Raw genomic sequence first — 23,716 nt, 5'->3', positions numbered from 1 at the left:
ACGAACCGGAACCTTGCGGTGAAACAAAGCTCCGGTTCGAGGCATGCCCCCCGGCAATGCTGTAGAGTGTCAGATGCGTCCCGAAAACGCGGTACGAAACGAGAAACTTGATGGTCAGGTCTGCGCACCAGCGGCGCTGCATGCATCTGATGAGTCGCAATGCTAACGGCTTGTCCAAATGAGCAAAATGCCGAATTCCCGTTTTCTCCAGAAATTTTTGACCTTCAGATCAAAAAACTTCGGAATGTTGCCGGAAAGCAACGAATAGCGCACCTAAAGATCCGAGTCCCGCCACAGAAAGGGCTGGACAGGGCAAGCCTTTTAAAACAAGGTCGGGGAATATTTCGGATTCAGGATATTTTCCTAAGACATTTTGGGTCTTGCGACAGACATTCAGCACTTCGACAGCAGCGAGACAAGCTATGAACGACATCATCATTCCAGACGAAGCGCCATCGGGTCGACGCAGGGGCGGCAGAGACAGGAAACGCTCCGCTGGCGGCGCCGTCCAGAAGGCATTTCAACAGCCGGTTCGCGCGTTTGCACCGATTGATTTGGCGTCGGAAGAAGAAGTCGAGAAAATCCACAAAGCTTCGCTGCGGCTGCTTTCCGAAACCGGGATTCGCGTTCTGCATGACGGGGCTCGCGAAATTATGAAAAAGGCCGGCGCGGAAGTGGTTCCGGGCCGAATGCGTGTTCGGATGGATCCGGACCTCGTCATGGAGTCGCTCCAAACAATTCCGTCGCAATTCACCCTGCACGCCCGTAATCCAGAACACAATCTTCAGGTCGGCGGCGACAAATTGATCTTCGCCATGATGGCAAGCGCGCCGAACTGCTCTGATCTGGATCATGGACGCAGGAGCGGCAATCAGGACGACTTCCGGAATTTTCTGCGATTGGCGCAGATGCATTCGATATTGCATACGGTTGGCGGTTATCCGGTCGAACCAATCGATATTCACGCTTCGGTGCGTCATCTCGAATGTCTTTCAGACATGATAACTCTTTCGGACAAGACCTTTTGTATCTACTCGCTCGGTCACGAAAGGGTCGCGGACGCCATCGAAATGACCAGGATCGCGCGCGGTGTCAGCGCAGATACGCTTCGTCGAGAGCCCTCCGTCTACACAATCATCAATACCAATTCGCCACTCCAACTCGATATTCCGATGATGCAGGGCATTATCGATATGTCGGGAATGGGTCAGCCGGTCGTCATTACCCCGTTTACGCTTTCGGGAGCAATGGCTCCGGTTACGATACCCGGCGCACTCGTCCTGCAGAATGCGGAAGCCCTGGCCGCGCTCGCATTCAGCCAGATGGTCAATCCCGGCGCTCCGGCCATGTATGGCGGATTTACATCGAACGTCGACATGAAATCGGGTTCACCGGCATTCGGAACTCCGGAATATATGAAAGCGCAGCATCTGGGCGGTCAACTCGCGCGACGCTATGGGATTCCCTATCGCACATCAAATGTCTGCGCAGCCAATACCGTAGACGCTCAGGCAGCCTACGAATCCGTATTCTCTCTCTGGGGCGCCATCAATGGCGGCGGAAATTTTATCAAGCATGCAGCCGGTTGGCTGGAAGGTGGCCTGTGTTGCTCATTCGAAAAAACCATTCTCGATATCGACCTTCTGCAGATGGTGGCCGAATTTCTCAAGCCAATGGACTTCTCGGAAGACGAGTTGGGATTGGAGGCAATTGCAGAAGTTGGTCCTGGCGGCCATTTCTTCGGAAGTCCACACACCCAATCACGCTATCAGGACGCCTTTTATTCGCCGATTCTCAGCGACTGGCGGAACTACGAGACATGGTTTCAGGCGGGCGAGCCCACCGCAATGCAAAAAGCCAACCGAATATGGAAAGAGCGATTGGCCGAGTATCAGCAACCGGATATCGACCCGGCCGTCGCTGCGGAATTGCGGGATTTTGTCGAGCGAAGAAAGGCTGAGGGCGGCGTTCCGACAGACTTCTGATATTCGAATTGCCGGAGGAGTGAAGACAAGTCGATGAAGGTCTCGATTCCAGAAACGATTGAAGAATGGAATGCGCGCGGCTCGGAGTATTTGCCGGGCTATCTGGGTTTCAACTTTGTCATGGTTACGCCTGAGCGTGTCGAGGCGCAGTTTAGCGTCCACAAGCATCTGCTCGCCTGGAACGGCTTTCTTCATGCAGGCTCAGTTGTCACGCTGGCAGATACCTGTTGCGGCTATGGCACAGTTGCATCATTGCCGGATGGAGCAGTCGGTTTCACGACCATAGACCTATCCACCAATTTCCTCGGTACAGCTCTCGAAGGCGTTGTCGCCTGCGTTGCTACCCCGGCCCACAAGGGCAGGATGACGCAGGTTTGGGATGCAGAGGTTGTTTCGCTAAAGAATTCAAAAGTGATGGCGAAGTTCCGTTGCACTCAGATGGTGCTCTGGCCGCGCGATTAAACACACCACACTCCTGATGACGAAATGGTCATTGCAATTCGTCAGTCAGACCGTCGGTATCTGCCGCTGCTGACGAACGGATTTCCCAGCGCTACGAACAAAACGGACTCCGATTGGCATTAAAATGAAAGTGCCAATCGAAGCCCGGCGGCCGAAGCCAAATGCAATAATTTACGTAATACAGCCACACCGCCCTGGGCTGTGAGCCTTGAAACGGCTTGAATTTACTGAAACGATTTAGAATTGAAACCGGACTCGCCAAATGCGTGTCCTTTTATCTTCGACAATTGCAAATATGTCACAGTTTTAACGCGAAACTGGATCTAGACACTACCGCCCATGACCGCGAGGTGCACGGAAATGACATCCCGCGCCTGAAATTTCAGCTCTTTCTCGGGATTGTACTGAAATAGAACGAGTTCTCTCTCATTCCAGCGCACGAATCGTTTCACATAGGCCATAGTGGTCTCGCGTTCAGGGTCCCGAATCTGCGCCACGACGAAGTCGCCGCGCCGCGCTTTTTTGATTGGATTGACGTAGACGACCTCGCCATCAAAATATCTCGGCTCCATCGAGCTTCCGGTAACGTAAACAGCGTAAGCGTCGATCACCGATGACAAACTCGGTGGTCTAAATACATCGTCGAGTTTTTCTCCGTTCAGCACGAACTCGCCATCGTCTCCACCGACTGCCTGTCCGTAAACGGGAACATCGTTGGTGTTATTCATCAAGCGTGAACCAATTGCTGCATTTGACCCATTTCCTTCTGAGTCCGAGAATGCTTCTGCGGACCCGTCATCCGATCCGAGGCCGAACATAAGCTCAGCCGGCGAAATACCCAGATGAGGGGCAAGTTTTTCCGCCCATTCCTTCGAAAGTTGTCGTTCCCCAGTTTCAAGGCGATTGATCTGAGGTTGCGAAGTCTGAGCCCGTCTTGCCAATTCTGTTTGTGTCAGATTGCGTTGCTCACGCAGTTTCCTGATGGCGTTCATTCAGCAATTCCAATCCTCAATCCACGGACTTCCAAAGGCGCTATTTTTTAGCTTCAGTACAGGCTCAGGATTGACAATTATACCAAAATGGCATAGTGTGTAAATGGTATCTGATCCAACTCGTTTGCCGGGAGTATCCACCTGATGTTGCACAATTCAATCCCACAGGCATTGCCTGAGGGAGAAGATAATCGCGTCCATATTTTCAGTCATCATTTTAATGAGAACAAAACGGAAACATTTGATCATCTTACTACGGAAGACTTCGGTATACGCAAAGTTATGCGTCGCGTTGTGGATAGAACGGTCTTGATCGACGCCGATAGAAATTCGGAAGTTAGATACACGGATGTGTCGGTGGCCTACGTCAGTATCCTGAATAGCAAGGAAGACCAGTGATGAAGTCTCTAAGCCAACTATCCGAAAGCCAGCAGATTCGCGTCTTGCAACTTTTTGGCGGGGATGCCTCAACTGAAGAAATAGCACGACATTTCGGGATATCGGCACAGTCAATCCGTCGACGCGCCGCCAGGCTCAACATTCGTAAGGGACATGCTTTGCAGAATGTAATTGGCGAACAAACGCGAGAAACCAAGTTAGGCGCATCCCGACACTTGGAAATCAGAAAACGACAGCGTCGCGGCTATTGGATTCCTTCCGAGCTCGAACAGACCTACTGCAACCTGCTTCTCGAGGGAATGACGCGGCGACAAGCGGGAGAGATGCTGGGTCTGTTTGAAATTGGCGATGACAAACAAGGCGTTACCCAATAGCGGTGAGTATACTCACACTAATTGCCGGAAGCTCGGCCTCCTTTCCATTATTTATGACAATTTGCATCGTTAATTATGAAAGACGTCCAATCGACTGCGCGTCAGAATCCGATAGTTATCAAAGGAAAACCCAAGCATGATATTTACCGAATTGCGAGGCAATGCGGTGTTCGCCTCTATAATGGGTCCCACCGCTACAACGGCGCGAGGGGCGATCGGGATTGTTTTTCGAGCGCTACGTTAAGGAAAATTGCATCTAAGAATGGCGCTGGACATCTGGCTCTGGTCCTGCGTCTCATTGTGGAAACGAAAAACAACGCCGCCGAGTTGTATGCCGAAACAATCTCGGCGCTTTCCGCATTGATTGATTTCGACCCAATGCTGGCGGAAAGGGGAGGGGAACTGTTCGACCTGTTTGATGAGATTGATCTCAAGAGCATCCGAGAAAGAGCTCGTGCCATGCGCTCTGGCGTGCCTGTCAGCCATACTATGCGGATTCTGATTCTTCAGGAAATCCAGAACATTGATCTACGCGTTGAGTGATATTAGATCTCCTGTGGGGAGCCTGGAATCGGTTTATTCCGAGTGTTGATCACAACAATTGGTTCCGAGTAATCGTCAACCTTCACGATCAGCAACTCGATAATCCATTTTCCATCTGATCGGATTGCTTGCGCCATTGCATCGCCTGACGCCTTGGTTCCCGAAAGCGGGATGTGCAACTGCGCATGTCCACTGCCGTCCATCAGGTCCATATTGACGTTTCCCGTAACCCAGAAACCGGCGTCGATTGGTTCACCAAGCGCCGCACTAACCGCTGGATTGGACGTGATTTCCTCCATCGCCATTTGATAAACGTCGGTGTTCTTCAGAAAGCTCAAAGCCTTGTCGCCACCATAGGCGATGAGAGCGAGCACACACGCAACGCAGATAAAACCGGCAATGGCCCAGCGTCTCTGACTCTTTAGAAAATGCGCCTCATCGCGCCACAGATTGTTGTTCCAGGCCCAGGCGTTACCTTTTACTCCCAGAACGAACAGCATGACGATGTTTACAAATGGTACGAACATCAGCAATGCAATCCAGGTGTTGTTGGCTATTCCCCAGATCCAGTTCATTAGAAATGCGCCCCAATTCCAACGATTGAGATGCGGCGGAATTGGCGTTCCGTACAGTTGATCTGGCAAAGGCATGAAATTTTCTCCGGATGGAATGGCCACAACATCGGAATTGCAAAATTGTATCGTCACCTTTGCGGTGTTTCTGATGATATGTATATCCCAGACAGGATATCGATCCCAGACGCGTGCCACGAGGACAATGCAGACAGTGATATGAATAGATTGTCGCCAATTGACGTGACCATGGGCCTCCTCGTTGCGCTGGTCTGGGGAATGGGGTTCGTGTTCGCCAAGGCCGCTCTGGACCAGTTTCCTCCAATTTTCCTGATGGCTTTACGCTTCAGTGTAACGGCTGTGGCTTTGGTCTGGTTCGTCCGTCCACCTACCGGGCAGTTACATCGAATTTTCTGGATAGCCGTCGTCTCCGCCGCCATCCAGTACAGTTTGACCTTTAATGGTTTGAAGGGACTCGATGCTTCGGTGGCGGTTCTCGTTGTCCAGCTTGAAGTGCCGTTCCTTGTGCTAATCGGCGTCTTCGCTCTCGGAGAAACGCCGGACATACGAAAATGGATCGGAATCGCGATGGCGTTTGTCGGCGTTGCGCTGATGATGGGTGAACCGAAAATTGGCGCCGCCTGGGTCTCGGTGCTGCTTGTCATTGGGGGTGCATTTACGTGGGCGATCGGACAGGCAATGATACGCACACTCAAGGAAATCGACGGGCTGACCACCACGGCCTGGGTCGCCATATGGGCTGCGCCGCAGCTCTTCATCATGTCCTTTCTGCTGGAGAAAAACCAGTTGAATTCCATGATGACGGCCGAATGGGTTGACTGGACGGCAGTAATTTATCTTGGCTTGGTCATGACCGCGCTCGGATATGCGTTATGGTATTCGCTAGTGAGAAAACACCCAGTCAGTCAGGTTGCGCCATTTCTGCTGATGTTGCCCGTTTTCTCCGTTGCAGGAAGCATTGCCTTCCTGGGAGAACGCCCAACATTGACCGCGTTAGCGGGAGGCGCGGTCGTAATTGCCGGACTCGCATTTATCCTGATCGAACAACCGCAATCGCGCGCTCAAGCGGATCCGGGCGCCGAATAGTCAGAACGTTTGTCTGGCAATACGTGTGGGTGTGTCATGGATAGTGTGATTACAGTTCCAGTTGAGCCAACCTGAAAGTTTCACTGCATATCCGCATCATCAGCATAACGGTTGCGGTAAATATTGGATCTGATCGTGGCGGCGACCTCCGAATCCCGACGGTAGTGCTTCAGCGTTCCAATGAGTTCCTTTGATCCCGGTTCGTTAGCCGTTCCCCAAGCGCCTAGCTCCGACATCAGACCAGCCAGCCCGTTGCCTTTTGGCGTCGCCTGATAAATGTAACTTCTTCGATCATCGGGATCGCGCTTTTTTTCGATCACACCGCTATCAACGAGCTGTCGCAACCGGTCGCTGAGAATATTGGTCGCTATTCCCTCTTCACTCGCCAGTTCCCTGAACCTGCTCTTGCGGTAGAGGAGAATGTCTCGGATAATCAGCAGACTCCACCTGTCACCCACGACGCGGGCTGCAAAGTCTATCGGACATTCAGATTTTGTAGTTTTCATGTGACGGCCATTCGAGGGGATGGTAGCCGGTCGCTGGCAAATTGCAATTAAATATGGCGTGAAAAACAATCAAGGCCGATAACTCGTCATCAACGTAATGTCATCTGGTTGTGCTATCGTTTACAGAGTTGTTGCTGGTAGAGGCTGGTAAGTATTATGCCCGGAGTATTGCGTTACTTGTCGCACCCACAGGTGGCGATGGAGACTGATATCCCCGTTCCGGAGTGGAAATTGTCCGAAATCGGCAAACACCGGGTAAAGCGGATTGCTGGAGCGCCTGTTTTACGGGCGACGACGCGCCTTGTCAGCAGCGGTGAAACAAAGGCCGTCGAAACAGCGCGGATCATGGCCCTGGGAATTGGTCTGGAAGTAGAAATAGATGATGCAATGGGCGAGAACGACCGGAGTGCAACTGGCTTTCTTCCACCCGCAGAGTTTCAGGATGTTGCGAACCAGTTTTTCAGGGAACCCTACATCAGCGTTCGCGGTTGGGAGAGAGCGATTGACGCACAGAGTCGAATCGTGCGGGCGACGCTGCCTTATTTGAAGCAGGCAGATCAGGGTGATATTCTGCTTGTCGGTCATGGCGGTGTCGGCACGCTGCTTTATTGCCACTTTGCCGATGCGCCGATCTCACGTTCATTCGATCAGCCGAACAACGGCGGCGGAAACTATTTCACTATTGCAATCGACAGCTTCCGCGCCGTTCATCCGTGGCGGCGAATGGAGGAGTTGCTCGAAAGTGTACCGTGCAATCGCGAAGAGGCGACAGATCGCGATATTCGATGGTATGGGGACAATTGATTTCACGTCGACCGCGGATTGAGATCTGACAGGATCTTCTGCAGCATTTCGGCGACTTCCTTACGCTCATCTTCGGACATTGAATCTATATCTGCGTCGATTGTAATGCGGTCGCCTTTCTTGCGCACTGGTCTGCCACGTTTGGCGACGACCTCCTTGGTGTCGATTACCCTGTAGGTGCGTACGGGATAGGCGATTCCTTTGACCGCGACCGTCTCATGTTCCTCACAGACGATCTCATCCTGGATCAGACTGTAGGTTTCAGCTGCGACCAGCGTCGTGCCAGTCGCAGCCACTCCCTCAAGTCTTGAGGCAAGGTTCACTGTTCCTCCGATAATCGTGTAGTCCATCCGGTCTTCGCTTCCGAAATTGCCAACCGTACAAAAACCGGTTGCAATACCTATTCGGCATTCAAGCTTTTCGGTCAGTCCCATCGACCTCCATTCCTCACTGAGGGAACGCAAGCGCTTCTGCATGGCGATAGCCATCTTAACACAGGTAACGGCGTCTGCCTGGACTCCCCGGGACACAGGATCTCCGAAGAAAATCATCAGTGAATCACCGATATATTTGTCTATTGTCGCCCCATGGTCCAAAGCGATCGTCGTCATTTCCGTCAAATACTGATTGAGGATCTGCGTAAGATCTTCTGATTCCAACCTGTCGGCAATTTCGGTGAAGCCGACAAGATCGCTGAAGAAGACTGTCAATTTCTTCCTCTTGCTTGCAACGATTGCCGATTGTTCTCCACTGAAGATAGATTGATAGACTTGCGGAGAGAGATATTTGGAGAGTTGTTTAGAAAGCTGTTCGAGAGCAATCGATTTCTCGGCGAGTTCGTTCTCTCGTTCCTTCAACTCGGTAATATCGGAATAAACGGCGACAACTCCGCCATCAGCAGTCCTGCGTTCGCTGACCATGATCCAGGTTCCGTCATGGCGATGCATGATGTGGGGTTGTTCAGGATGACGGTGTCTCTTGACCCTTTCTTTCAGCCATTCTTCTTCACGCCCAATCGCCTCGGATATCAGTCCAAGTTCGATTGAGCGGCGCACAATCTGCTCAAAAAACAATCCAGGGTGAATCTCGTCGGCGATTTCCGGATGCACCAACGTGCCGTATTTCTTGTTGCAAACGACCAGCCTATCTTCGGCATCATAGAGGGAGAAGGCTTCCGATATACTCTCGATCGCATCCGCGAGCCTGCGACGCGCGAGATCGATTTCCTTCAGGTTGGATTCCTGGATCGAGATTGTGATGTCCCGGAACACCTCCAACGCCTTCGACATCTTTCCAAGCTCATCATTCCGGTCAGTGCCGGGTATAACTACGGTCGTGTCACCGGCCGCAAGATCGGTCATCGTGTCGGTGATCTCTCGTATTGGTCTGATAATCCGAGGGCCGACAAAGATCAGCATGATCAGAGCTGAACCGATCAGGCTGGCGCCGGCGATAACCAGCATTTCAACTTTGCCGGTGCGTATTGTTTCATCCGCGTGTCGCGCCGTCTCGTTGGCGTCCTGTTCTGTTTCTTCGACGAGTCGGGTCACCGCAATGACAAGCTGTTGGGAGACATCGCCGCTTGCGCTGATGGAATTCTGCGCGTGTTCCAGTTCCACAAGTTCCTGTCCGCGCAATCCGAAAATGCTGTCATCGCCCTGACCGATACTCAGAACCGAATCGATGACCATACGCAACTCATCTGATCTGTTCTGCTCAGGCAGTTGCCTATACGCTCGCTCAATCTGGCCGGCCGCTGCGCGAAAACGCTCCCCAAGCGGCTCCAGCCGTTCCGGCTCCTGGATGCTGGACGCTTCATTCAGCAGGCCGGCGGCGAGATTGCCGTCTGACCGGATAGTAAGGAGGTTGTGGATCGTATTTGCTCCAAGGTCGATGAGTTCCATGGTCTTGGAGGATTGTTGGCTGACGATATCGTATGTGTGCGTGAGAAGTCGTTCTCGCGCCTGTGATATCAGCGGATCGATATGTTGTACGAGGTCGTCATGTGCGCGGATAAGATCCTGGCGCAGGGCAGTTTCGGGTTCGGAATTCTGCGAATCCGCGGCCCGCCTCAGATAGCTTCCAAGCCCAACGACGAAGGCTTGAACAGAATCATTGAAAAACTCTAGTTCTTTTGCAGCCGCGGACAGCCGAAGGGTCCGAATATGGTCTGAAATATGCTCGCGGATTGAACCAAATTCATCGGCAACAAAATGTTGCATATTGCCGTTTTCGAGATTGGCCTCGTTCACCAACGGCTCATTTATGATAGACAGGTCGTTTTTCAGCGCCAGAAGCGCGCCAAGAGTTTCTGTTTCTGCGGCCAAGGTTTCTCGAAGAGCCGCCTCCGTTTTGGAGGTTGTCGACTCGTTTTCGATGACCAGATTGAAAACGGCGTCGTCGATCAGAGGTTCGAGCACTTCCAGGAAGCGGCTGTGGCTCTGTGACAGCTTGTCTACCTGTCCATGCAACGATTCCGTGATGTCCAGCATGTTGGCGACGGAAAAGTTCACTTCATCGATATAGCCTGAAATCCTTTCGACCTTCCCGGTGAGGTCGTCGGCAATGTCACGGGCCATACCGATATTCCGCCATTGGGTTATGGCGGCGTTCAACTGCATGACGGCGTCGTCCAGCAGTTTCTTTCTGAATTCCCGAACCGACTGGCTTTCGCTGGCCATGATGCTGGGAGCACTGACATAAATTTCAGCGCTGTGTTCTGCAATCGTAAGCGCAAGAGTGTTTTTCGGCAGGCTGTCCGACGTGACATTGGTCACTGCGCGCTGGATATGGCTGAACACGGTCCAGGCCACAATGCATGCGACGAGCGTGCAGGTGGCAAGCGCAATGAAAGACAGGAGCAGCTTTGCCTTTATGCCAAAGACAACGGCGGATGATTTGACCTCCTCGACCCGCGCAGCTTCTTTTTTGGCCACAGGCTCGGCGAAACTGCGTTCCGAAATCGCGACCTTGGAATGGGCGACTGGTTTGCTTTCTTTAGCGCCATCACTCATTGATCTGCAGCCTGGCGTTTGATGGTTTCGAACTTGCCATCATCGTTGATCACGGTCAGAAATACATTGTTCGAGCCTTGGTTGTCTCCCGGCCCGTACTGAAGCGAGAAACCGTCGATCTCGTATCCTTTTAATTCTTCAAATAGGCCGATGAAGGTTTCCCGAGTAAGGTCGTCTCCAAGGTCTCTCAACACCTCCACGACCAGTCGACCTGTGATGTATCCCTCCAGAGAGACAAAGCCCAGACCGTCTATCAGCAGATCTCTGCCTGACGTTTCGGACAGTTTCGCCATCGCATCGTGGAAACTTGCTACGACCGAAACAGACGTGTCATGGAACAACGGAACGACTTGAGACACGATTACTCCGCTGCCTTCCTTTCCAAGGTCGGATGCAAGAGCGTTGCTGCCTACGAAGGAAACAGTAAGAAACAGTGCGTCGACACCAATCGATCGCGCAATGCGGATAAACTCGGCAGCGGGTTTGTACGCTCCGATAATGATAACAGCATCGGGTTGAGCCTTGCGTATGGCCAACGCGGCTCTCTTCACGGCGACCGTATTGCGCATGTAAGTGCCGTCAGCGACCAGTTCGAGGCCTCTGCGGTTCAGCGCCGCGACAACCCCAGAAAGGCCTGCGCTGCCGAATGTGTCATCCTGATAGAGAATGGCGATCCGTTTGATGCCGCGATCCTTAACCAGAAAATCGACAAGTTCCTCTGTTTCCTGATCGTATGAAGCACGTATGTTGATGACATTGGTCAGGCCAGGGTCGCGCAGGAATGCGGCTCCTGTAAAAGCGCCGATGAATGGCGCCCGGTATTCACGCGCAATCGGCTGGACTGCGCGCGATGTCGGCGTGCCGACTTCTCCGATCAGCGCAAAGACTTGGTCCTGTTCTATAAGGCGTCTGGTATTATCGATTGCAAGTTCAGGTTCGTAACCGTCGTTGTAGGAAATCAACTCAAGCTTGCGACCGTTAACGCCGCCCGTTCTGTTGACCTCATCGAATGCTGCGAGGATTCCGTTCCGTATATCTGTGCCTAGCGAAGCTGCTGGACCTTCAAACGCCGCAGACTGACCAAAAACGATCCTGTCTTCAAAGACGCCGGGTTCGGCTCTGACTGTGTTGGTCAGACAACAGAAAAAGGCAATCGCTGCGAGATAAATCGAGAAGCGTCGAAATTTCAAGTTTCGGGACACAGTCTGTCGGGCAACGATCAATTTCATCCCCTCTGCCGCCAAGTCAGTAATATGCGTTTTCGGTATCCTCAATCCCGTTAACAACCGGCCAAACAGATACAACGATTTGTACCGGATTGGCAAAATTTCTCCGCTACGTTGTGACGCCGCGGGTTTAGTTCTTCAGGATAAATTCTGAAGGCGCGCTTTCAGACATGACAAGTCGCCCGTTCAGAAGATCGTTGTTGCTGATTTTGGATTGGCGTTCGCGTTCAGGCAGATGCAGCCAACGCTGCTCCAGTCGCTCTTTCAGCGACTCTTCCGAAACATCAAGCATGACTGTCGTGCGATAGTATCGATGCATTTGCGACCAATCACCTGAAGAAAGCAGTAGATAGTTGCCTTCCAGAACAACATGACGGACGTCTCCCTCTATTATCCTGGCGGCTGACCGGGAAATCTCGATGGTGCGATCGAAAACGGGAACGGCGATCTCTTTCTCGGCATTGGAATGCAGCCGTTCGAGCATTGCAATCAGCCCAAGGGTATCAAAGGTCTCCGGAGCCCCTTTTCTCTCCAATAGACCGCGTTCGCGCAGGACGGTGTCGTCGTAGTGGTATCCATCCATCGGCAGCAAAGCGGCTGATCGAGGTTCGATCCGGTTCAAATAGTCAACAAGCTGCTGCGAGACAGTCGACTTTCCTGACCCTGGCGGGCCTGCAATCGCCGTCAGGCTCCTGGACGCCGCGCCTCGCGTTGCGATGATATCTGCCAAACGCTCGAAGGAAACATGGGTCATCGACACCACCGCTAAAGATTGCAATAGTCGGCCCAAGCATTACAGCACGAAGCCGGTCAGGCAACGGTCAGGCTGTATCGCAGGGAGAGAAAATTTGAAAATTCTGGTGCTCGGCGGCGCAGGAATGGTTGGCCAAAAGCTTGCGCAATCTATTGCTAATGGTGGTTTGGGAGACATCTCAATCGACGAGTTGATTCTACACGACATCGTAGAAGCGCGTTCGATCAAATCCGATTTCAAAACGCGATCTTTAGTGGGCGACATAGCGAACAATGGTGAAGCGATCAAACTAGCCGAGTTGAAGGCGGACATGATTTTTCACCTGGCAGCAATAGTGTCCGGCGAGGCGGAGACGAACTTCGAAAAGGGCTGGAACACAAACGCACGCGGTTCTTGGCAGTTCCTGGAAGCGCTCAAACAGGTCCATGAAGCGACCGAAGGGCAATATCGGCCACGCTTGGTCTTCACGTCATCAATTGCGGTTTTTGGCGGACCTTATCCTGACAAGATCGGGGATGAATTCCTTAGTGCCCCTCAATCTTCCTACGGCGCGCAGAAGGCAATTACCGAACTTCTTGTTTCCGATTACAGCCGCAAGGGTTTTATCGACGGTATTTCCATTCGGTTGCCAACAGTAGTTGTTCGCCCGGGTAAGGCCAACCTTGCAGCATCCTCTTTCTTTTCAGGAATCATCCGCGAACCGCTTAATGGCAAGGAAGCGCTTCTTCCCGTGGGTACGGATGTTCGTCATTGGCATGTTTCGCCGCGAACGGCTATCGGATTTCTCACTCATGCCGCCAATCTTGATACGTCCTTGCTCCAGGGTCGTCTCGCCATCAACATGCCGGGTATTTCGTGCACAGTCGCAGAACAGATCGAGGCGCTCAGAAATATTGCTGGCGAGGATGCCGTTCGGCTAATCAAACGGGAACCGGACGATCTGGTCATGCGTCTGGTTTCAGGCTGGCCGCGTGATTTCGATCCCCAACGCGCGCTTGCAATGGGATTTGCGGCTGACAAAAGTTTCGAGGATATTATTCGCATCTATATCGAGGATGATCTGGATAGATCAGGGCAATGAGACGGGGCGGGTCAATGAGATCGATCGGCATTGGAGCAGGACTTGTTCCATTGGCCGCGGCGCCGTCAGAAGCGCAGGCCCTGGACTGCGCTCTGGCAACCGGCGAAGTCCAGGAGGCAATATGCGGTTCAGAAACACTGAGATCGCTCATTGATGAAATGACAGGGCTCTATACCCTGGCGCTTAATGGGTCCGATATGACTGAAGAGCGGACAGCAGACAGAAATAATGGCCTACTATGACGGGAATGACGAAGCGACGTTCGCATATATCTCCGGCTGCGATGTCGACTACATCAATCTAGATTATCCCGACATCTTCAATGAAGTCACGAAGAGAAACTTCAAAAAAGATTCATGCCTGTTCTGATTTCATTGCGTTTAAGTCTTGCTCAGGTTGGCGAACATCTGCATCAAAGGGGCGATTGTAAAACCTGGTATCTTTCCTGACATGACGGCAACGGTAAATAAGGACGCCCGGTTCTGGGATCGCATTGCCCGGAAATATTCAACCGATCCAATCAAGGACGAGGAAGGCTACCAGAAGACTCTGACGCGCGTCAGCGACTTTTTGAGAAGCGATGACAGTGTGCTGGAACTCGGCTGCGGAACCGGAACTACAGCCCTGCATCTGGCGACGATGGCTTCCTCCTATCTCGCCACGGACATTTCGCCGCAAATGATAGCAATTGCACAAGAAAAAGCAGTGAGAAGTCCCAATGCCCAATTGAAATTTTCGACAGGCACAGTCGAGACGCTCGAACTGCAACCTGATCAGTATGACGCCGTCCTCGGTTTTAACTACCTTCACCTCGTCGAAGACATCGATCGGAATTTGGAGTTGATTCGCCTATGCTTGAAATCTGGCGGATACTTCATCTCCAAAACACCCTGTGTTGGCGATATGACCCCCTTGATCCGTTTGGTGATTCCGCTGATGAGAGCTGTCGGAAAAGCCCCTCAGCACGTGCATTCGATAAAAGCGTCATCGCTTGAGGAAAAGATTCGCAATGCCGGATTCGACATCATTGCTTGTGAATTTCACGCAACGCAGGGCAAGGATGTCAGGCCATTTATCGTCGCCAGTAAACCAAACTAATTGTCGACTTATGCGTCATCGACCGACTTTGAGCCGCCACTTCCGAAACCAGACGACCAGACCGGAAATCAGGGATACGAGACCTGCAAGAAACGCCCATACCGGCGAAATTTCTGCGACTACTGTTTTGGTTCTTTGCCAGGCAGACACATCGATCCGGATGGTGTCTTCATAGCTTGCCAGGATAAGTGGTCCTTGGTCGTCGATATTGACGTAAACCGTCAACCAGAGGATTTGCGCGCCTTCCTCGACCGGCGTCACCCTCCATTGCCATATCGTTGTCGCGGTATCCGATATTCTCTTTTCAACAGCGCCTGAAGGGCTGATCTCAAGTCCGGCGGTCCCGTTCAACTCGGCGGACATTTTGGGCGTTATCGCTGCCCGCTCCCTGACGATTTCACCGCCCAGACTTGCCGGAATGTCTGGAAAGACGTCAGAGGCGTTTAGTTTCAAAACAACCGTTTCTGGCTCATGTCGCCACATTGAATTGGTTCGATTATAGGAAAAAGAACCTTTTGGAAGGGCGGCTAGCCGTTCTCTGTATTCCAGCGGATCTGGCTGCCCAACCGACGCCGGCGCTCTGCCGACGTCTTCGCCGCTTGCTGGAGGTACGTTTCTGGAACGCCTGTGATAACGTTGATAGGCAGAATTGTCGGTGGAGTATGAAGAACTGTCCGTCGTGTTCGAGGGCGGAATATGGGCCTCGCCGTCACTGGAAGTTTCCTCGGTAGCCGCTTCAGTTCCGCCTACGGATTCCGCGTCTGGTTTTTTGTTACAGGCAGCCAGCAGAACCAGGCTGAAGAAAAGGAAAAGCAGCAAACCTTTCTCTATGAGATGCATCGAACCCTCCTGCGAGTTCCAATGGTTCACGAGACTGTATCACTTCCTGTGGCTGAAAGACTGTGATGGAACCCACAGTAATACGTTTCCAGCAAAACTTGCTGCGAAGCATTTATTTTTTGCTATAAGATATTGTATTATTTGTGTAATGGTGAGCCGACAGGGGTTCGAACCCTGGACCTACTGATTAAAAGTCAGTTGCTCTACCGGCTGAGCTATCGGCTCCCGGAGGCCGGGAATCCCTGCCTCAAGAATTGCGCGGAACATAGGGACGACCCCATGGCGGGTCAATATCAAAAATACCGGGTTTATGCGTCTTTTTGGCGTTTGCGAAAAGGTGACTGGCGCGTGATGCTATTTGAAACTATGTCAGGGCATGTTGCTCCAGACGTGTTTCAGGTAATCGAGTGGATATCAACGACATTTCCGTCTTTGTGGCGATTGGCGCGGGAGCGCTGTCTTTCCTGTCACCGTGCGTTTTGCCGCTTGTGCCTCCCTATCTTTGCTATATGGCTGGTGTCAGCGTCGAAGATTTCCGGGAAAGCGCGCAGAGCCAAATCCAGGCGCGCAGGGCGATCTTGTTCGCATCGCTCTTCTTTACGCTCGGATTTGCAACTGTCTTCATCGCCCTGGGAGCCGGAGCCTCGACGATTGGCGCGTTGCTACGCAGTTACATGGGCATCCTCTCACAGATTGCTGGCGTCGTCATAATCATTATGGGCCTCCATTTTCTCGGCGTCTTCAGGATCGGCCTTCTAGCCCGTGAGGCCCGTTTTCAGGGCGGCGGCGCGCCGGCGACAATCACTGGCGCATACATAATAGGTCTTGCATTCGCCTTTGGCTGGACCCCCTGCATCGGGCCGGTGCTCGGCGCAATCCTCGGCGTCGCAAGCACAAAAGACACGGTCGGGGCAGGGGCTCTTCTTCTCGGTTTCTACTCACTTGGGCTAGCGATTCCATTTTGGATTGCGGCGGCTTTTTCCGGTCTGTTCATGCGTTTTCTTACCCGGTTCCGGCGGCATCTCGGCGCCGTAGAAAAAGTAATGGGTGGACTGCTCGTGCTTACCGGAGTCCTGTTCCTGACAGGTGGCATGGAAACCATGGCCTTTTGGCTTCTGGAAACTTTCCCGATCCTGTCCACAATCGGCTGACCACAATCGCCCTTTTGTAAAAGGTCGACAGGCGTTAGATAACTGGCCGACACGTCCGTGGATTAGGATTCAGGACCTGTTGACATTCTCGGTCTAGAAATCCCGTGATGATGGAGAAAACCATGGCGCGGAGCTGTCTTGCGATCATACTTGCCGCCGGCGAGAGCACGCGGATGAACGCGTCTCGCTCAAAAGTTCTTTTCCCGGTCGGCAATCTGCCGATGATCTCGCACGTAATAAGCGCTGCGAAGGCTGCCGGCGTCGGATCGGTCGCCCTTGTCGTCGGGCGCGATGCAGAGGCTGTCGAGGCCGCATCAAGAGACGTTACCGACAACCTTTCGGTCTGGGAGCAGAAAGAGCGATTGGGCACGGCCCATGCAGCCCTGACCGCAGCACAGGCCATCGAAGAGGGCTATGACGACATTCTTGTCATCTTCGGTGATACGCCGCTGGTGCGATCCGAAACCTTGATGCAGAGCCGACAAATGCTCGCCGATGGAGCCGATGTCGCAGTGATTGGTTTCCGAACGGACAAACCGCACGGATATGGACGTCTGATAGAGGAAAATGGTGAACTCGTCGCCATTCGGGAGGAACGAGACGCCACCGACGAAGAACGCAAGATCGAATTCTGCAACGGCGGGTTAATGGCGATAAATGGCCACAAGGCCCTCGAAATGCTTCGTGCAATTGGCAATGAAAACGCAAAATTGGAATACTATTTGACCGACATAGTCGGCATCGCGCGAGACAAGGGCGGCCGGGCCGTTGCAGTGGAAGCGAGCAATCGCGAACTCATCGGAATCAACAATCGCGCTGAACTCGCCGAGGTTGAACAATTATGGCAGTGGGATCGGCGCGTTGACATGATGAAGTCGGGCGTCACGATGGTCGCGCCTGAAACAGTGTTTGTGAGCCATGACACAATGATAGAGGCCGACGTCACAATCGAGCCAAACGTCATCATTGGACCCGGCGTTACAATTCGCAGCGGCGCCGTCATCAAGGGGTTCAGCCATCTTGAAGGGACCACAATAGGTTCCGATTGCACCGTTGGACCGTTCGCAAGACTGCGCCCAGGCGCCGATCTCCAGTCAGGATCGAAAGTCGGAAACTTTTGCGAGGTTAAAAACGCGACCGTCGGCGAAGGCGCCAAGGTCAATCACCTGACCTATATCGGCGACGCCTCGATCGGCGCAAAATCCAATATCGGCGCCGGGACAATCACCTGCAACTATGATGGCGTCAACAAGCACTTCACCCAGATTGGAACGGAGGTTTTTGTCGGCTCCAATTCGTCTTTGGTGGCTCCGGTCGCTATCGGTGATCACAGTTACATCGCATCCGGTAGTGTGATTACCCGGGACGTGCCGTCACAGGCTCTCGCTTTTGGCCGCGCTCGTCAGGAAAACAAGGAAGGCGTGGCCGAGAAAATACGCGCTCGCAATCACGCCATAAAGGCCGATTCGGGAAAGCCAAAGAAATAGAAAATGTGTGGAAACAGATGCGTTTAACGGTGTAACTCAATGTGAACACCGCCACTGATTGCGGCGTTGCCCAAATCATATAACAAGCGTGAAGGGCAGTACTTCTGATAGGGATCCGGTTTCATGTGCGGCATTGTAGCAATTATTGGCAACAAACCGGTGGCAACTCAACTCGTGGACGCGCTCAAGCGTCTTGAATACAGGGGTTACGATTCCGCCGGCGTCGCCACTTTGTCTGGCGGCCATCTTGATCGCAGACGCGCCGCAGGCAAGCTGGTGAATCTGGAAGCACAACTGAACGAACAGCCGCTGGACGGGACCATCGGCATCGGCCACACGCGCTGGGCGACACATGGCGCTCCGACCACGAACAATGCGCACCCGCATTTCTGCAACGGCGTAGCCGTCGTCCATAACGGTATCATCGAAAATTTTTCGGAAATTCGGCAGGAGCTTGAGGCGCGCGGAGCGGAATTCCATACGGAAACAGACACGGAAGTGGTCGCGCAACTCATCGCCAGTCTGCTCGAGAGCGGCAAGTCGCCGGAAGAGGCGATGCAGGCTGCGGTCAAGCTTATTCACGGCGCCTATGCGCTTTGCGTGCTTGTAGAAGGCCATGACGACATGATCATGGGCGCACGCAATGGTCCGCCACTCGCTATTGGTCATGGATCCGGTGAAATGTTTCTCGGATCGGACGCCATCGCTCTCTCTCCCTTTACCGACGATATCACCTATCTCGAAGACGGAGACTGGGCTGTCGTACGCAAGGATCGGCTTGAAATCTTCTCGACGGACGGCTTACCCGTCCAACGAAAGCGTTCGAAAGCGTCTGTCGCCTATGCGCAGGTTGAAAAGGGCAACCATCGCCACTTCATGGAAAAGGAGATCTACGAACAACCGGAAGCGATTTCCCACACCTTTGCGCATTACATGGATTTCGTCGCCAAAACTGTTCGGCCTGTTGCCCAGCCTATTGATTTCGCATCTATCGATGGTCTGAAGATAGCTGCCTGCGGAACCGCTTTCCTTGCAGGTCATATCGGAAAGACCTGGTTCGAACGTTACGCGCGATTGCCTGTCGAAATCGATATCGCTTCTGAATTTCGCTACCGCGAAATGCCCATGACAGATCGGGAAGCGGCGCTTTTCATTTCTCAATCCGGAGAAACGGCTGATACGCTGGCTTCACTTCGGTACTGCAAGGAGAACGGTCTCAAGATCGGCGCGATCGTCAATGTTCAGGAATCGACGATTGCGCGGGAAGCAGATGTTGTTTTCCCGACGCTTGCAGGCCCGGAAATCGGCGTGGCGTCAACCAAGGCCTTCACGTCGCAACTCGCCGTATTCGCTTCACTTGCCATCCTGGCTGGCCGCGCCCGCAATACGCTCACGCTTGAACAGGAATCCGAGATGATTCAAGCGGCAACGCATGCGCCGAGGATCGTGGGTAGTGTGCTTCATGCGATTCAACCACAGTTGGAAGAGTTGTCCCGTGAGCTGTCGAAATACCACAATGTGCTCTATCTCGGTCGTGGAACCAGCTACACGCTGGCGATGGAAGGCGCATTGAAGCTCAAGGAAATCTCATACATCCACGCAGAGGCTTACGCCGCCGGAGAGCTGAAGCACGGCCCGATCGCGCTGATAGATGAAAATATGCCGGTGATCGTAATTGCGCCGCACGACCGGCATTTTGACAAGACCATGTCAAATATGCAGGAAGTCGCCGCAAGAGGCGGCAAAATCATCTTCATTACCGATGAAGCCGGCGCCGCGGCGTCATCCATGAAAACCTTGTCCACGGTCGCACTGCCCAATGTTGACGAGTTCATTGCGCCGCTGGTGTTTTCAATCCCGGTGCAATTGCTCGCCTATCACACGGCGGTTTTCATGGGAACGGATGTTGATCAGCCCCGCAATCTCGCAAAATCGGTCACTGTCGAATAGCGGTTAGGCGCGCTCAGCCGCCAACATCAATATTTCGCTCAGGCACAAGACAGCGCTTGTTGGCGGCACTTCGCCTTCTTATAATAATGCTTTATGCATCAAAGCTCCTTTTGGCATTTTCATGTCTGACAAACCGGTCCGAATTCGCGCGACAACCCGTGTCAGGAACTATTTCCTCACGGGTCTGATTGTCTGCGCTCCGCTTGCGATCACCGCCTATATCACCTGGTCTTTTATCGGTTGGGTAGATGGCTGGGTAAAACCTTACCTTCCGAACGTCTACAACCCGGACAATTACCTGCCGTTCAGCGTTCCAGGGTTCGGACTTCTGACGGCGTTGATTTTCATTACCCTTGTTGGCTTTCTCACCGCCAATCTAATCGGCCGCACGATCCTGACCTATGGCGAATCCATACTCGACCGGATGCCGCTGATCCGCGGCATCTACAAGGGTTTGAAACAGATTTTCCAGACCGTCCTTGCCGAGCAGAACAATTCATTCAACAAGGCGGGGTTGATCGAATATCCGCGCAAGGGCCTATGGTCGATTGTCTTTCTTGCGACAGATACGAAGGGTGAAGTTGCTTACAGGTTGACTGATTCAGGTGTCGACACTGTTTCTGTTTTTCTCCCGACGACCCCGAACCCGACGTCAGGTTTTCTACTGTTTGTGCCTCGGCAAGATGTCATGGTTCTGGACATGAGCGTCGAAGAAGCCGCCAAAATGGTGATATCTGCGGGCTTGGTCGCTCCGGAATATCATCAAAAAACCGAAGAGATCGCACGACAGGCCATCACCGAGCGAGACAAGATAGACGCTTGATCCACCAAGCGGTGCAGGCTCTATCCAGTCTTCTTTCTCAAATGATAGGTTAGAGCCATCGAGAAGCAGTGCTGCAATTCCTCTTCCGGTAACGGCGCGCCAACAGGCACGGAAAGCTGCCTGTTGCCTTCGAATGAAAACACATCAGGATAGATCCCCCTGATACGCTCGACCAGATTGGTCTGGCAGTGCAGAAATACACTCACGCGCCCTGGCTGTTTTTGCTTCCACGCCAAACGAACCGTCGTGCCAACCCCCGATTTCTCAGGCAGGTAACTCGGCTCGCCCCACTTCAGGCATTCGGTAATGTTTCCCACGCCCGGAGTCTCATTGGCCGCTTGGAAAAGAATTTCCCGCATTTGCATCAGACTTTGTCGCGCTTCCTCCGGAAAAGCCTCGAAGGCGGATCTGACGCTTGCATCCTTGAATGGTTTTTTGGTCATCAGCCTGCTCTCAACAGCCTTACGGCTTCGTCCTTGCGCCAAATGTGAAGCAACATGCGCAAGGCGGCTCCACGCTCTGAAGACAACGAAGGATCTTCGTGAACAATGTGACGTGCATCGTTGCGAGCGGTTTCAAGCAAATCCGCATGTACGTCAAGCGAGGCCAGCCGAAATCCGGGCATTCCGGACTGTCGCGTACCCAGCAATTCACCTTCGCCGCGCAATCGTAAATCTTCCTCCGCAACCCGAAAACCGTCTTCTGTCTGGCGCATGATCGAAAGACGGGCCTTGGCGGTGGCGCCAAGCGGCCCTTTGTAGAGCAGAATGCAACTCGATGCTTCATCGCCACGCCCTACGCGGCCGCGCAGTTGATGAAGCTGAGCAAGCCCGAAACGTTCCGCGTGTTCGATGACCATGATCGAAGCATCAGGCACATCCACTCCGACTTCAATAACCGTCGTGGCGACGAGCAGGCGGGTTTTGCCGGATTTGAAATCCTGCATGGCCGTATCTTTTTCGTCTGCTTTCATTCGTCCATGGATCAATCCGGTCACTGTCCCAAAATGCTCTTTGAGCCATTCGAACCGCTTCTCGGCCGACATGAGTTCGACAAGATCGGACTCTTCTACCAGCGGGCATATCCAGTATATTTTCCTGCCGGCATCAATTGCGTTTCGCAACCGATCCAGGATCTCAGGCAAGCGGTCAATCGACATCGTGGCCGTTGCGATCGGTTTTCGACCCGCCGGCTTTTCCGACAAACGGGAGACATCCATGTCGCCGAAGGCTGACAGAACAAGTGTGCGCGGGATCGGCGTCGCCGTCATCACGAGCATATGCGGCGCTGCGCCTTTGGCCGTCAGGCGGAGGCGCTGGTGGACGCCAAACCGATGTTGTTCATCCACAACCGCCAGAAGCAAATTATAATAATTGACGTTTTCCTGAAAAAGAGCGTGGGTTCCGATAATAATCCCAGCCTGTCCGTTCTCGATCTTCTCCAGGACATCCGCGCGTTCTCGTCCCTTGGTGCGACCGGTCAGAAACGCGCATCGTATTCCAGAGTTCTCCAGAAGTCGCATGATAGTGGCAAAATGCTGGTTGGCGAGAACCTCGGTCGGCGCCATGAGAACACCTTGGCCACCGGCCTCAACACAGGCGACAAGCGCAATCAGTGCAACTATGGTTTTTCCAGATCCGACATCGCCCTGCAGCAGACGCAACATGCGTTCTTCGGAGTTCATGTCCGCAAGGATGTCATCGACGGCTTGAATTTGGCCGGTTGTCAAATGAAAGGGCAGGGCCGCCATCAATTGCTCTCGCAGTCTTCCGTCGCCTCTGACCGGTTTTCCCGTCAGAGCGCGGATGCGCTGACGGACGAGCGCCAAGGACAATTGACCGGCGAGTAATTCATCATATGCCAGACGCCTGCGCGCCGGAGCATTCGGATCCATGTCGGAGTGATCACGCGGAGCATGGAGCCTCGCGACGGAGTCGCCAAAGCTTGGAAAACCGTTTTTATCGATAAGCGGTTTGGACTGCCATTCTGGCAAGACCGGCAATGCTTCCAACGCAGCGTCGATGGCTTTTTGCAAAATCCTCGGGGAAAGTCCCGCTGTCAGTGGGTAAACTGGTTCGATTACAGGGAATGGATCATCGCTGCCTTCTCTGGCCATGCGGTCGGGATGCACCATACTCGCGCGTCCGTTGAACCATTCCATTCGACCACTGACCAGAACCTTCTCTCCCAAAGGCAATTGCTTTTCGAGCCAGTTTGATCGCGCATTAAAAAAAGTCAGCGCTATTTCACCGGTTTCATCATGAGCCAGGACGCGATACGGGACATTTCTTCGTCCAGGCGGCGGTGGCATGTGACGATCGATGTGCAGACTGAGCGTAACGATTTCGCTTTCCTGTGCGAAGGCTACGCCGGGTCGATGTCTACGATCGATCAACCGGTGAGGGGGTAGAAGAATCAAGTCTACGGCGCGGGTGTCATCTCCGGATTCACGATCGAGCGCACGGGCAATCAAATCCGCAATTTTCGGCCCTATCCCGGAATAGGATGTGATGGGAACAAAGAGCGGATCGAGTTCTGCGGGACGCAT

At 53.1% G+C, this 23,716-nt stretch carries 21 protein-coding genes and 1 tRNA gene; 12 read left to right on the top strand and 10 right to left on the bottom strand.

The features are described from left to right. The first annotated feature begins 422 nt into the window (after positions 1–422). Positions 423–1,985, top strand: a complete 1,563-nt coding sequence (locus K1W69_RS07555) for a trimethylamine methyltransferase family protein (RefSeq protein ID WP_220227673.1) — start codon at positions 423–425, stop codon at positions 1,983–1,985. A gap of 33 nt (positions 1,986–2,018) precedes the next feature. After that, a complete protein-coding gene (locus K1W69_RS07550; RefSeq protein ID WP_220227672.1) occupies positions 2,019–2,447 on the top strand; it encodes a PaaI family thioesterase in 429 nt (142 codons plus the stop codon). 323 nt (positions 2,448–2,770) lie between these two features. On the opposite strand, the gene K1W69_RS07545 is transcribed toward K1W69_RS07550, so the two are convergent. Then, the gene (locus K1W69_RS07545) at positions 2,771–3,439 is read right to left on the bottom strand and encodes a LexA family transcriptional regulator (RefSeq protein ID WP_220227671.1); all 669 of its coding nucleotides are present in this window, start codon (positions 3,437–3,439) and stop codon (positions 2,771–2,773) included. A 398-nt stretch (positions 3,440–3,837) separates the two neighbouring features. On the opposite strand from K1W69_RS07545, the gene K1W69_RS07540 reads away from it, so the two are divergent. Beyond that, positions 3,838–4,212: a hypothetical protein gene (locus tag K1W69_RS07540; protein ID WP_220227670.1), complete on the top strand. Its 375-nt coding sequence runs from the start codon at positions 3,838–3,840 to the stop codon at positions 4,210–4,212. A gap of 75 nt (positions 4,213–4,287) precedes the next feature. Then, a complete protein-coding gene (locus K1W69_RS07535; protein ID WP_220227669.1) occupies positions 4,288–4,755 on the top strand; it encodes a hypothetical protein in 468 nt (155 codons plus the stop codon). 2 nt (positions 4,756–4,757) lie between these two features. On the opposite strand, the gene K1W69_RS07530 is transcribed toward K1W69_RS07535, so the two are convergent. After that, complete coding sequence (locus K1W69_RS07530) at positions 4,758–5,405, bottom strand: cytochrome c oxidase assembly factor Coa1 family protein (RefSeq protein WP_220227668.1); 648 nt, start codon at positions 5,403–5,405, stop codon at positions 4,758–4,760. On the opposite strand from K1W69_RS07530, the gene K1W69_RS07525 reads away from it, so the two are divergent. Further along, entirely contained in the window at positions 5,388–6,434 is a 1,047-nt protein-coding gene (locus K1W69_RS07525; RefSeq protein ID WP_220227667.1) for a DMT family transporter, read from the top strand. The genes K1W69_RS07530 and K1W69_RS07525 overlap by 18 nt on opposite strands. 80 nt (positions 6,435–6,514) lie before the next feature. On the opposite strand, the gene K1W69_RS07520 is transcribed toward K1W69_RS07525, so the two are convergent. Further along, on the bottom strand, positions 6,515–6,892 hold the full coding sequence (locus K1W69_RS07520; protein ID WP_220227666.1) for a winged helix-turn-helix transcriptional regulator: 378 nt from the start codon (positions 6,890–6,892) through the stop codon (positions 6,515–6,517). A 204-nt stretch (positions 6,893–7,096) separates the two neighbouring features. Between K1W69_RS07520 and K1W69_RS07515 the strand changes: the two genes are divergently transcribed. Beyond that, positions 7,097–7,744 carry a histidine phosphatase family protein gene (locus tag K1W69_RS07515; protein WP_220227665.1) on the top strand — a complete coding sequence of 216 codons (648 nt, stop codon included), beginning with the start codon at positions 7,097–7,099 and terminating at the stop codon, positions 7,742–7,744. A 2-nt stretch (positions 7,745–7,746) separates the two neighbouring features. On the opposite strand, the gene K1W69_RS07510 is transcribed toward K1W69_RS07515, so the two are convergent. Genes K1W69_RS07510 through K1W69_RS07500 form a run of 3 tightly spaced genes read right to left on the bottom strand, consistent with a single transcriptional unit; the run spans position 7,747 to position 12,738 of the window. Then, complete coding sequence (locus tag K1W69_RS07510) at positions 7,747–10,758, bottom strand: adenylate/guanylate cyclase domain-containing protein (RefSeq protein ID WP_220227664.1); 3,012 nt, start codon at positions 10,756–10,758, stop codon at positions 7,747–7,749. Then, on the bottom strand, positions 10,755–12,062 hold the full coding sequence (locus tag K1W69_RS07505) for an ABC transporter substrate-binding protein (protein ID WP_258570832.1): 1,308 nt from the start codon (positions 12,060–12,062) through the stop codon (positions 10,755–10,757). The genes K1W69_RS07510 and K1W69_RS07505 overlap by 4 nt, the downstream gene beginning before the upstream one ends. 52 nt (positions 12,063–12,114) lie before the next feature. Next, a complete protein-coding gene (locus tag K1W69_RS07500; protein WP_220227663.1) occupies positions 12,115–12,738 on the bottom strand; it encodes an AAA family ATPase in 624 nt (207 codons plus the stop codon). A 94-nt stretch (positions 12,739–12,832) separates the two neighbouring features. Between K1W69_RS07500 and denD the strand changes: the two genes are divergently transcribed. Both denD and K1W69_RS07490 read left to right on the top strand, forming a co-directional pair. Beyond that, on the top strand, positions 12,833–13,819 hold the full coding sequence (denD, locus tag K1W69_RS07495) for a D-erythronate dehydrogenase (protein ID WP_220227662.1): 987 nt from the start codon (positions 12,833–12,835) through the stop codon (positions 13,817–13,819). A 450-nt stretch (positions 13,820–14,269) separates the two neighbouring features. After that, a complete protein-coding gene (locus tag K1W69_RS07490; protein ID WP_220227661.1) occupies positions 14,270–14,917 on the top strand; it encodes a class I SAM-dependent methyltransferase in 648 nt (215 codons plus the stop codon). Positions 14,918–14,932: 15 nt separating this feature from the next. On the opposite strand, the gene K1W69_RS07485 is transcribed toward K1W69_RS07490, so the two are convergent. After that, entirely contained in the window at positions 14,933–15,757 is an 825-nt protein-coding gene (locus tag K1W69_RS07485) for a hypothetical protein (protein ID WP_220227660.1), read from the bottom strand. Between the two features lie 149 nt (positions 15,758–15,906). Further along, positions 15,907–15,982: transfer RNA gene (locus K1W69_RS07480), tRNA-Lys, on the bottom strand. Between the two features lie 182 nt (positions 15,983–16,164). Between K1W69_RS07480 and K1W69_RS07475 the strand changes: the two genes are divergently transcribed. The 4 genes from K1W69_RS07475 (at position 16,165) to K1W69_RS07460 (ending at position 21,168) form a co-directional block, all read left to right on the top strand. Beyond that, a complete protein-coding gene (locus tag K1W69_RS07475) occupies positions 16,165–16,908 on the top strand; it encodes a cytochrome c biogenesis CcdA family protein (protein WP_220227659.1) in 744 nt (247 codons plus the stop codon). A 122-nt stretch (positions 16,909–17,030) separates the two neighbouring features. Continuing rightward, positions 17,031–18,395 (top strand): bifunctional UDP-N-acetylglucosamine diphosphorylase/glucosamine-1-phosphate N-acetyltransferase GlmU, encoded by a 1,365-nt coding sequence (gene glmU / locus K1W69_RS07470; protein WP_220227658.1) that lies wholly within the window; start codon positions 17,031–17,033, stop codon positions 18,393–18,395. Positions 18,396–18,518: 123 nt separating this feature from the next. Beyond that, positions 18,519–20,345 carry a glutamine--fructose-6-phosphate transaminase (isomerizing) gene (glmS, locus tag K1W69_RS07465; RefSeq protein ID WP_220227657.1) on the top strand — a complete coding sequence of 609 codons (1,827 nt, stop codon included), beginning with the start codon at positions 18,519–18,521 and terminating at the stop codon, positions 20,343–20,345. Positions 20,346–20,466: 121 nt separating this feature from the next. Next, positions 20,467–21,168, top strand: a complete 702-nt coding sequence (locus K1W69_RS07460; RefSeq protein WP_220227656.1) for a DUF502 domain-containing protein — start codon at positions 20,467–20,469, stop codon at positions 21,166–21,168. Positions 21,169–21,188: 20 nt separating this feature from the next. Here the strand turns inward: K1W69_RS07460 and K1W69_RS07455 are convergent, their stop codons facing one another. Both K1W69_RS07455 and recG read right to left on the bottom strand, forming a co-directional pair. Further along, positions 21,189–21,611, bottom strand: a complete 423-nt coding sequence (locus K1W69_RS07455) for a DUF1801 domain-containing protein (RefSeq protein ID WP_258570831.1) — start codon at positions 21,609–21,611, stop codon at positions 21,189–21,191. Continuing rightward, positions 21,611–23,716 (bottom strand): ATP-dependent DNA helicase RecG, encoded by a 2,106-nt coding sequence (gene recG, locus K1W69_RS07450; RefSeq protein ID WP_220227655.1) that lies wholly within the window; start codon positions 23,714–23,716, stop codon positions 21,611–21,613. Before recG ends, K1W69_RS07455 begins: the two co-directional genes overlap by 1 nt.

It is taken from the genome of Flavimaribacter sediminis (assembly GCF_019492055.1).
Lineage (GTDB): Bacteria > Pseudomonadota > Alphaproteobacteria > Rhizobiales > Rhizobiaceae > Flavimaribacter > Flavimaribacter sediminis.
Note: the sequence above shows the minus strand (reverse complement) of the source record. Positions and strands in the feature narration are given on the sequence as shown.

Coding starts and splice junctions, on each gene's coding strand:
- glmU (WP_220227658.1), top strand. CDS start 17,031: ATGGCGCGGAGCTGTCTTGCGATCATACTTGCCGCCGGCGAGAGCACG.
- K1W69_RS07510 (WP_220227664.1), bottom strand. CDS start 10,758: ATGAGTGATGGCGCTAAAGAAAGCAAACCAGTCGCCCATTCCAAGGTC.
- K1W69_RS07530 (WP_220227668.1), bottom strand. CDS start 5,405: ATGCCTTTGCCAGATCAACTGTACGGAACGCCAATTCCGCCGCATCTC.
- K1W69_RS07490 (WP_220227661.1), top strand. CDS start 14,270: ATGACGGCAACGGTAAATAAGGACGCCCGGTTCTGGGATCGCATTGCC.
- K1W69_RS07555 (WP_220227673.1), top strand. CDS start 423: ATGAACGACATCATCATTCCAGACGAAGCGCCATCGGGTCGACGCAGG.
- K1W69_RS07485 (WP_220227660.1), bottom strand. CDS start 15,757: ATGCATCTCATAGAGAAAGGTTTGCTGCTTTTCCTTTTCTTCAGCCTG.
- recG (WP_220227655.1), bottom strand. CDS start 23,716: ATGCGTCCCGCAGAACTCGATCCGCTCTTTGTTCCCATCACATCCTAT.
- K1W69_RS07550 (WP_220227672.1), top strand. CDS start 2,019: ATGAAGGTCTCGATTCCAGAAACGATTGAAGAATGGAATGCGCGCGGC.
- K1W69_RS07460 (WP_220227656.1), top strand. CDS start 20,467: ATGTCTGACAAACCGGTCCGAATTCGCGCGACAACCCGTGTCAGGAAC.
- K1W69_RS07455 (WP_258570831.1), bottom strand. CDS start 21,611: ATGACCAAAAAACCATTCAAGGATGCAAGCGTCAGATCCGCCTTCGAG.
- K1W69_RS07500 (WP_220227663.1), bottom strand. CDS start 12,738: ATGACCCATGTTTCCTTCGAGCGTTTGGCAGATATCATCGCAACGCGA.
- K1W69_RS07535 (WP_220227669.1), top strand. CDS start 4,288: ATGAAAGACGTCCAATCGACTGCGCGTCAGAATCCGATAGTTATCAAA.
- K1W69_RS07515 (WP_220227665.1), top strand. CDS start 7,097: ATGCCCGGAGTATTGCGTTACTTGTCGCACCCACAGGTGGCGATGGAG.
- glmS (WP_220227657.1), top strand. CDS start 18,519: ATGTGCGGCATTGTAGCAATTATTGGCAACAAACCGGTGGCAACTCAA.
- K1W69_RS07545 (WP_220227671.1), bottom strand. CDS start 3,439: ATGAACGCCATCAGGAAACTGCGTGAGCAACGCAATCTGACACAAACA.
- K1W69_RS07540 (WP_220227670.1), top strand. CDS start 3,838: ATGAAGTCTCTAAGCCAACTATCCGAAAGCCAGCAGATTCGCGTCTTG.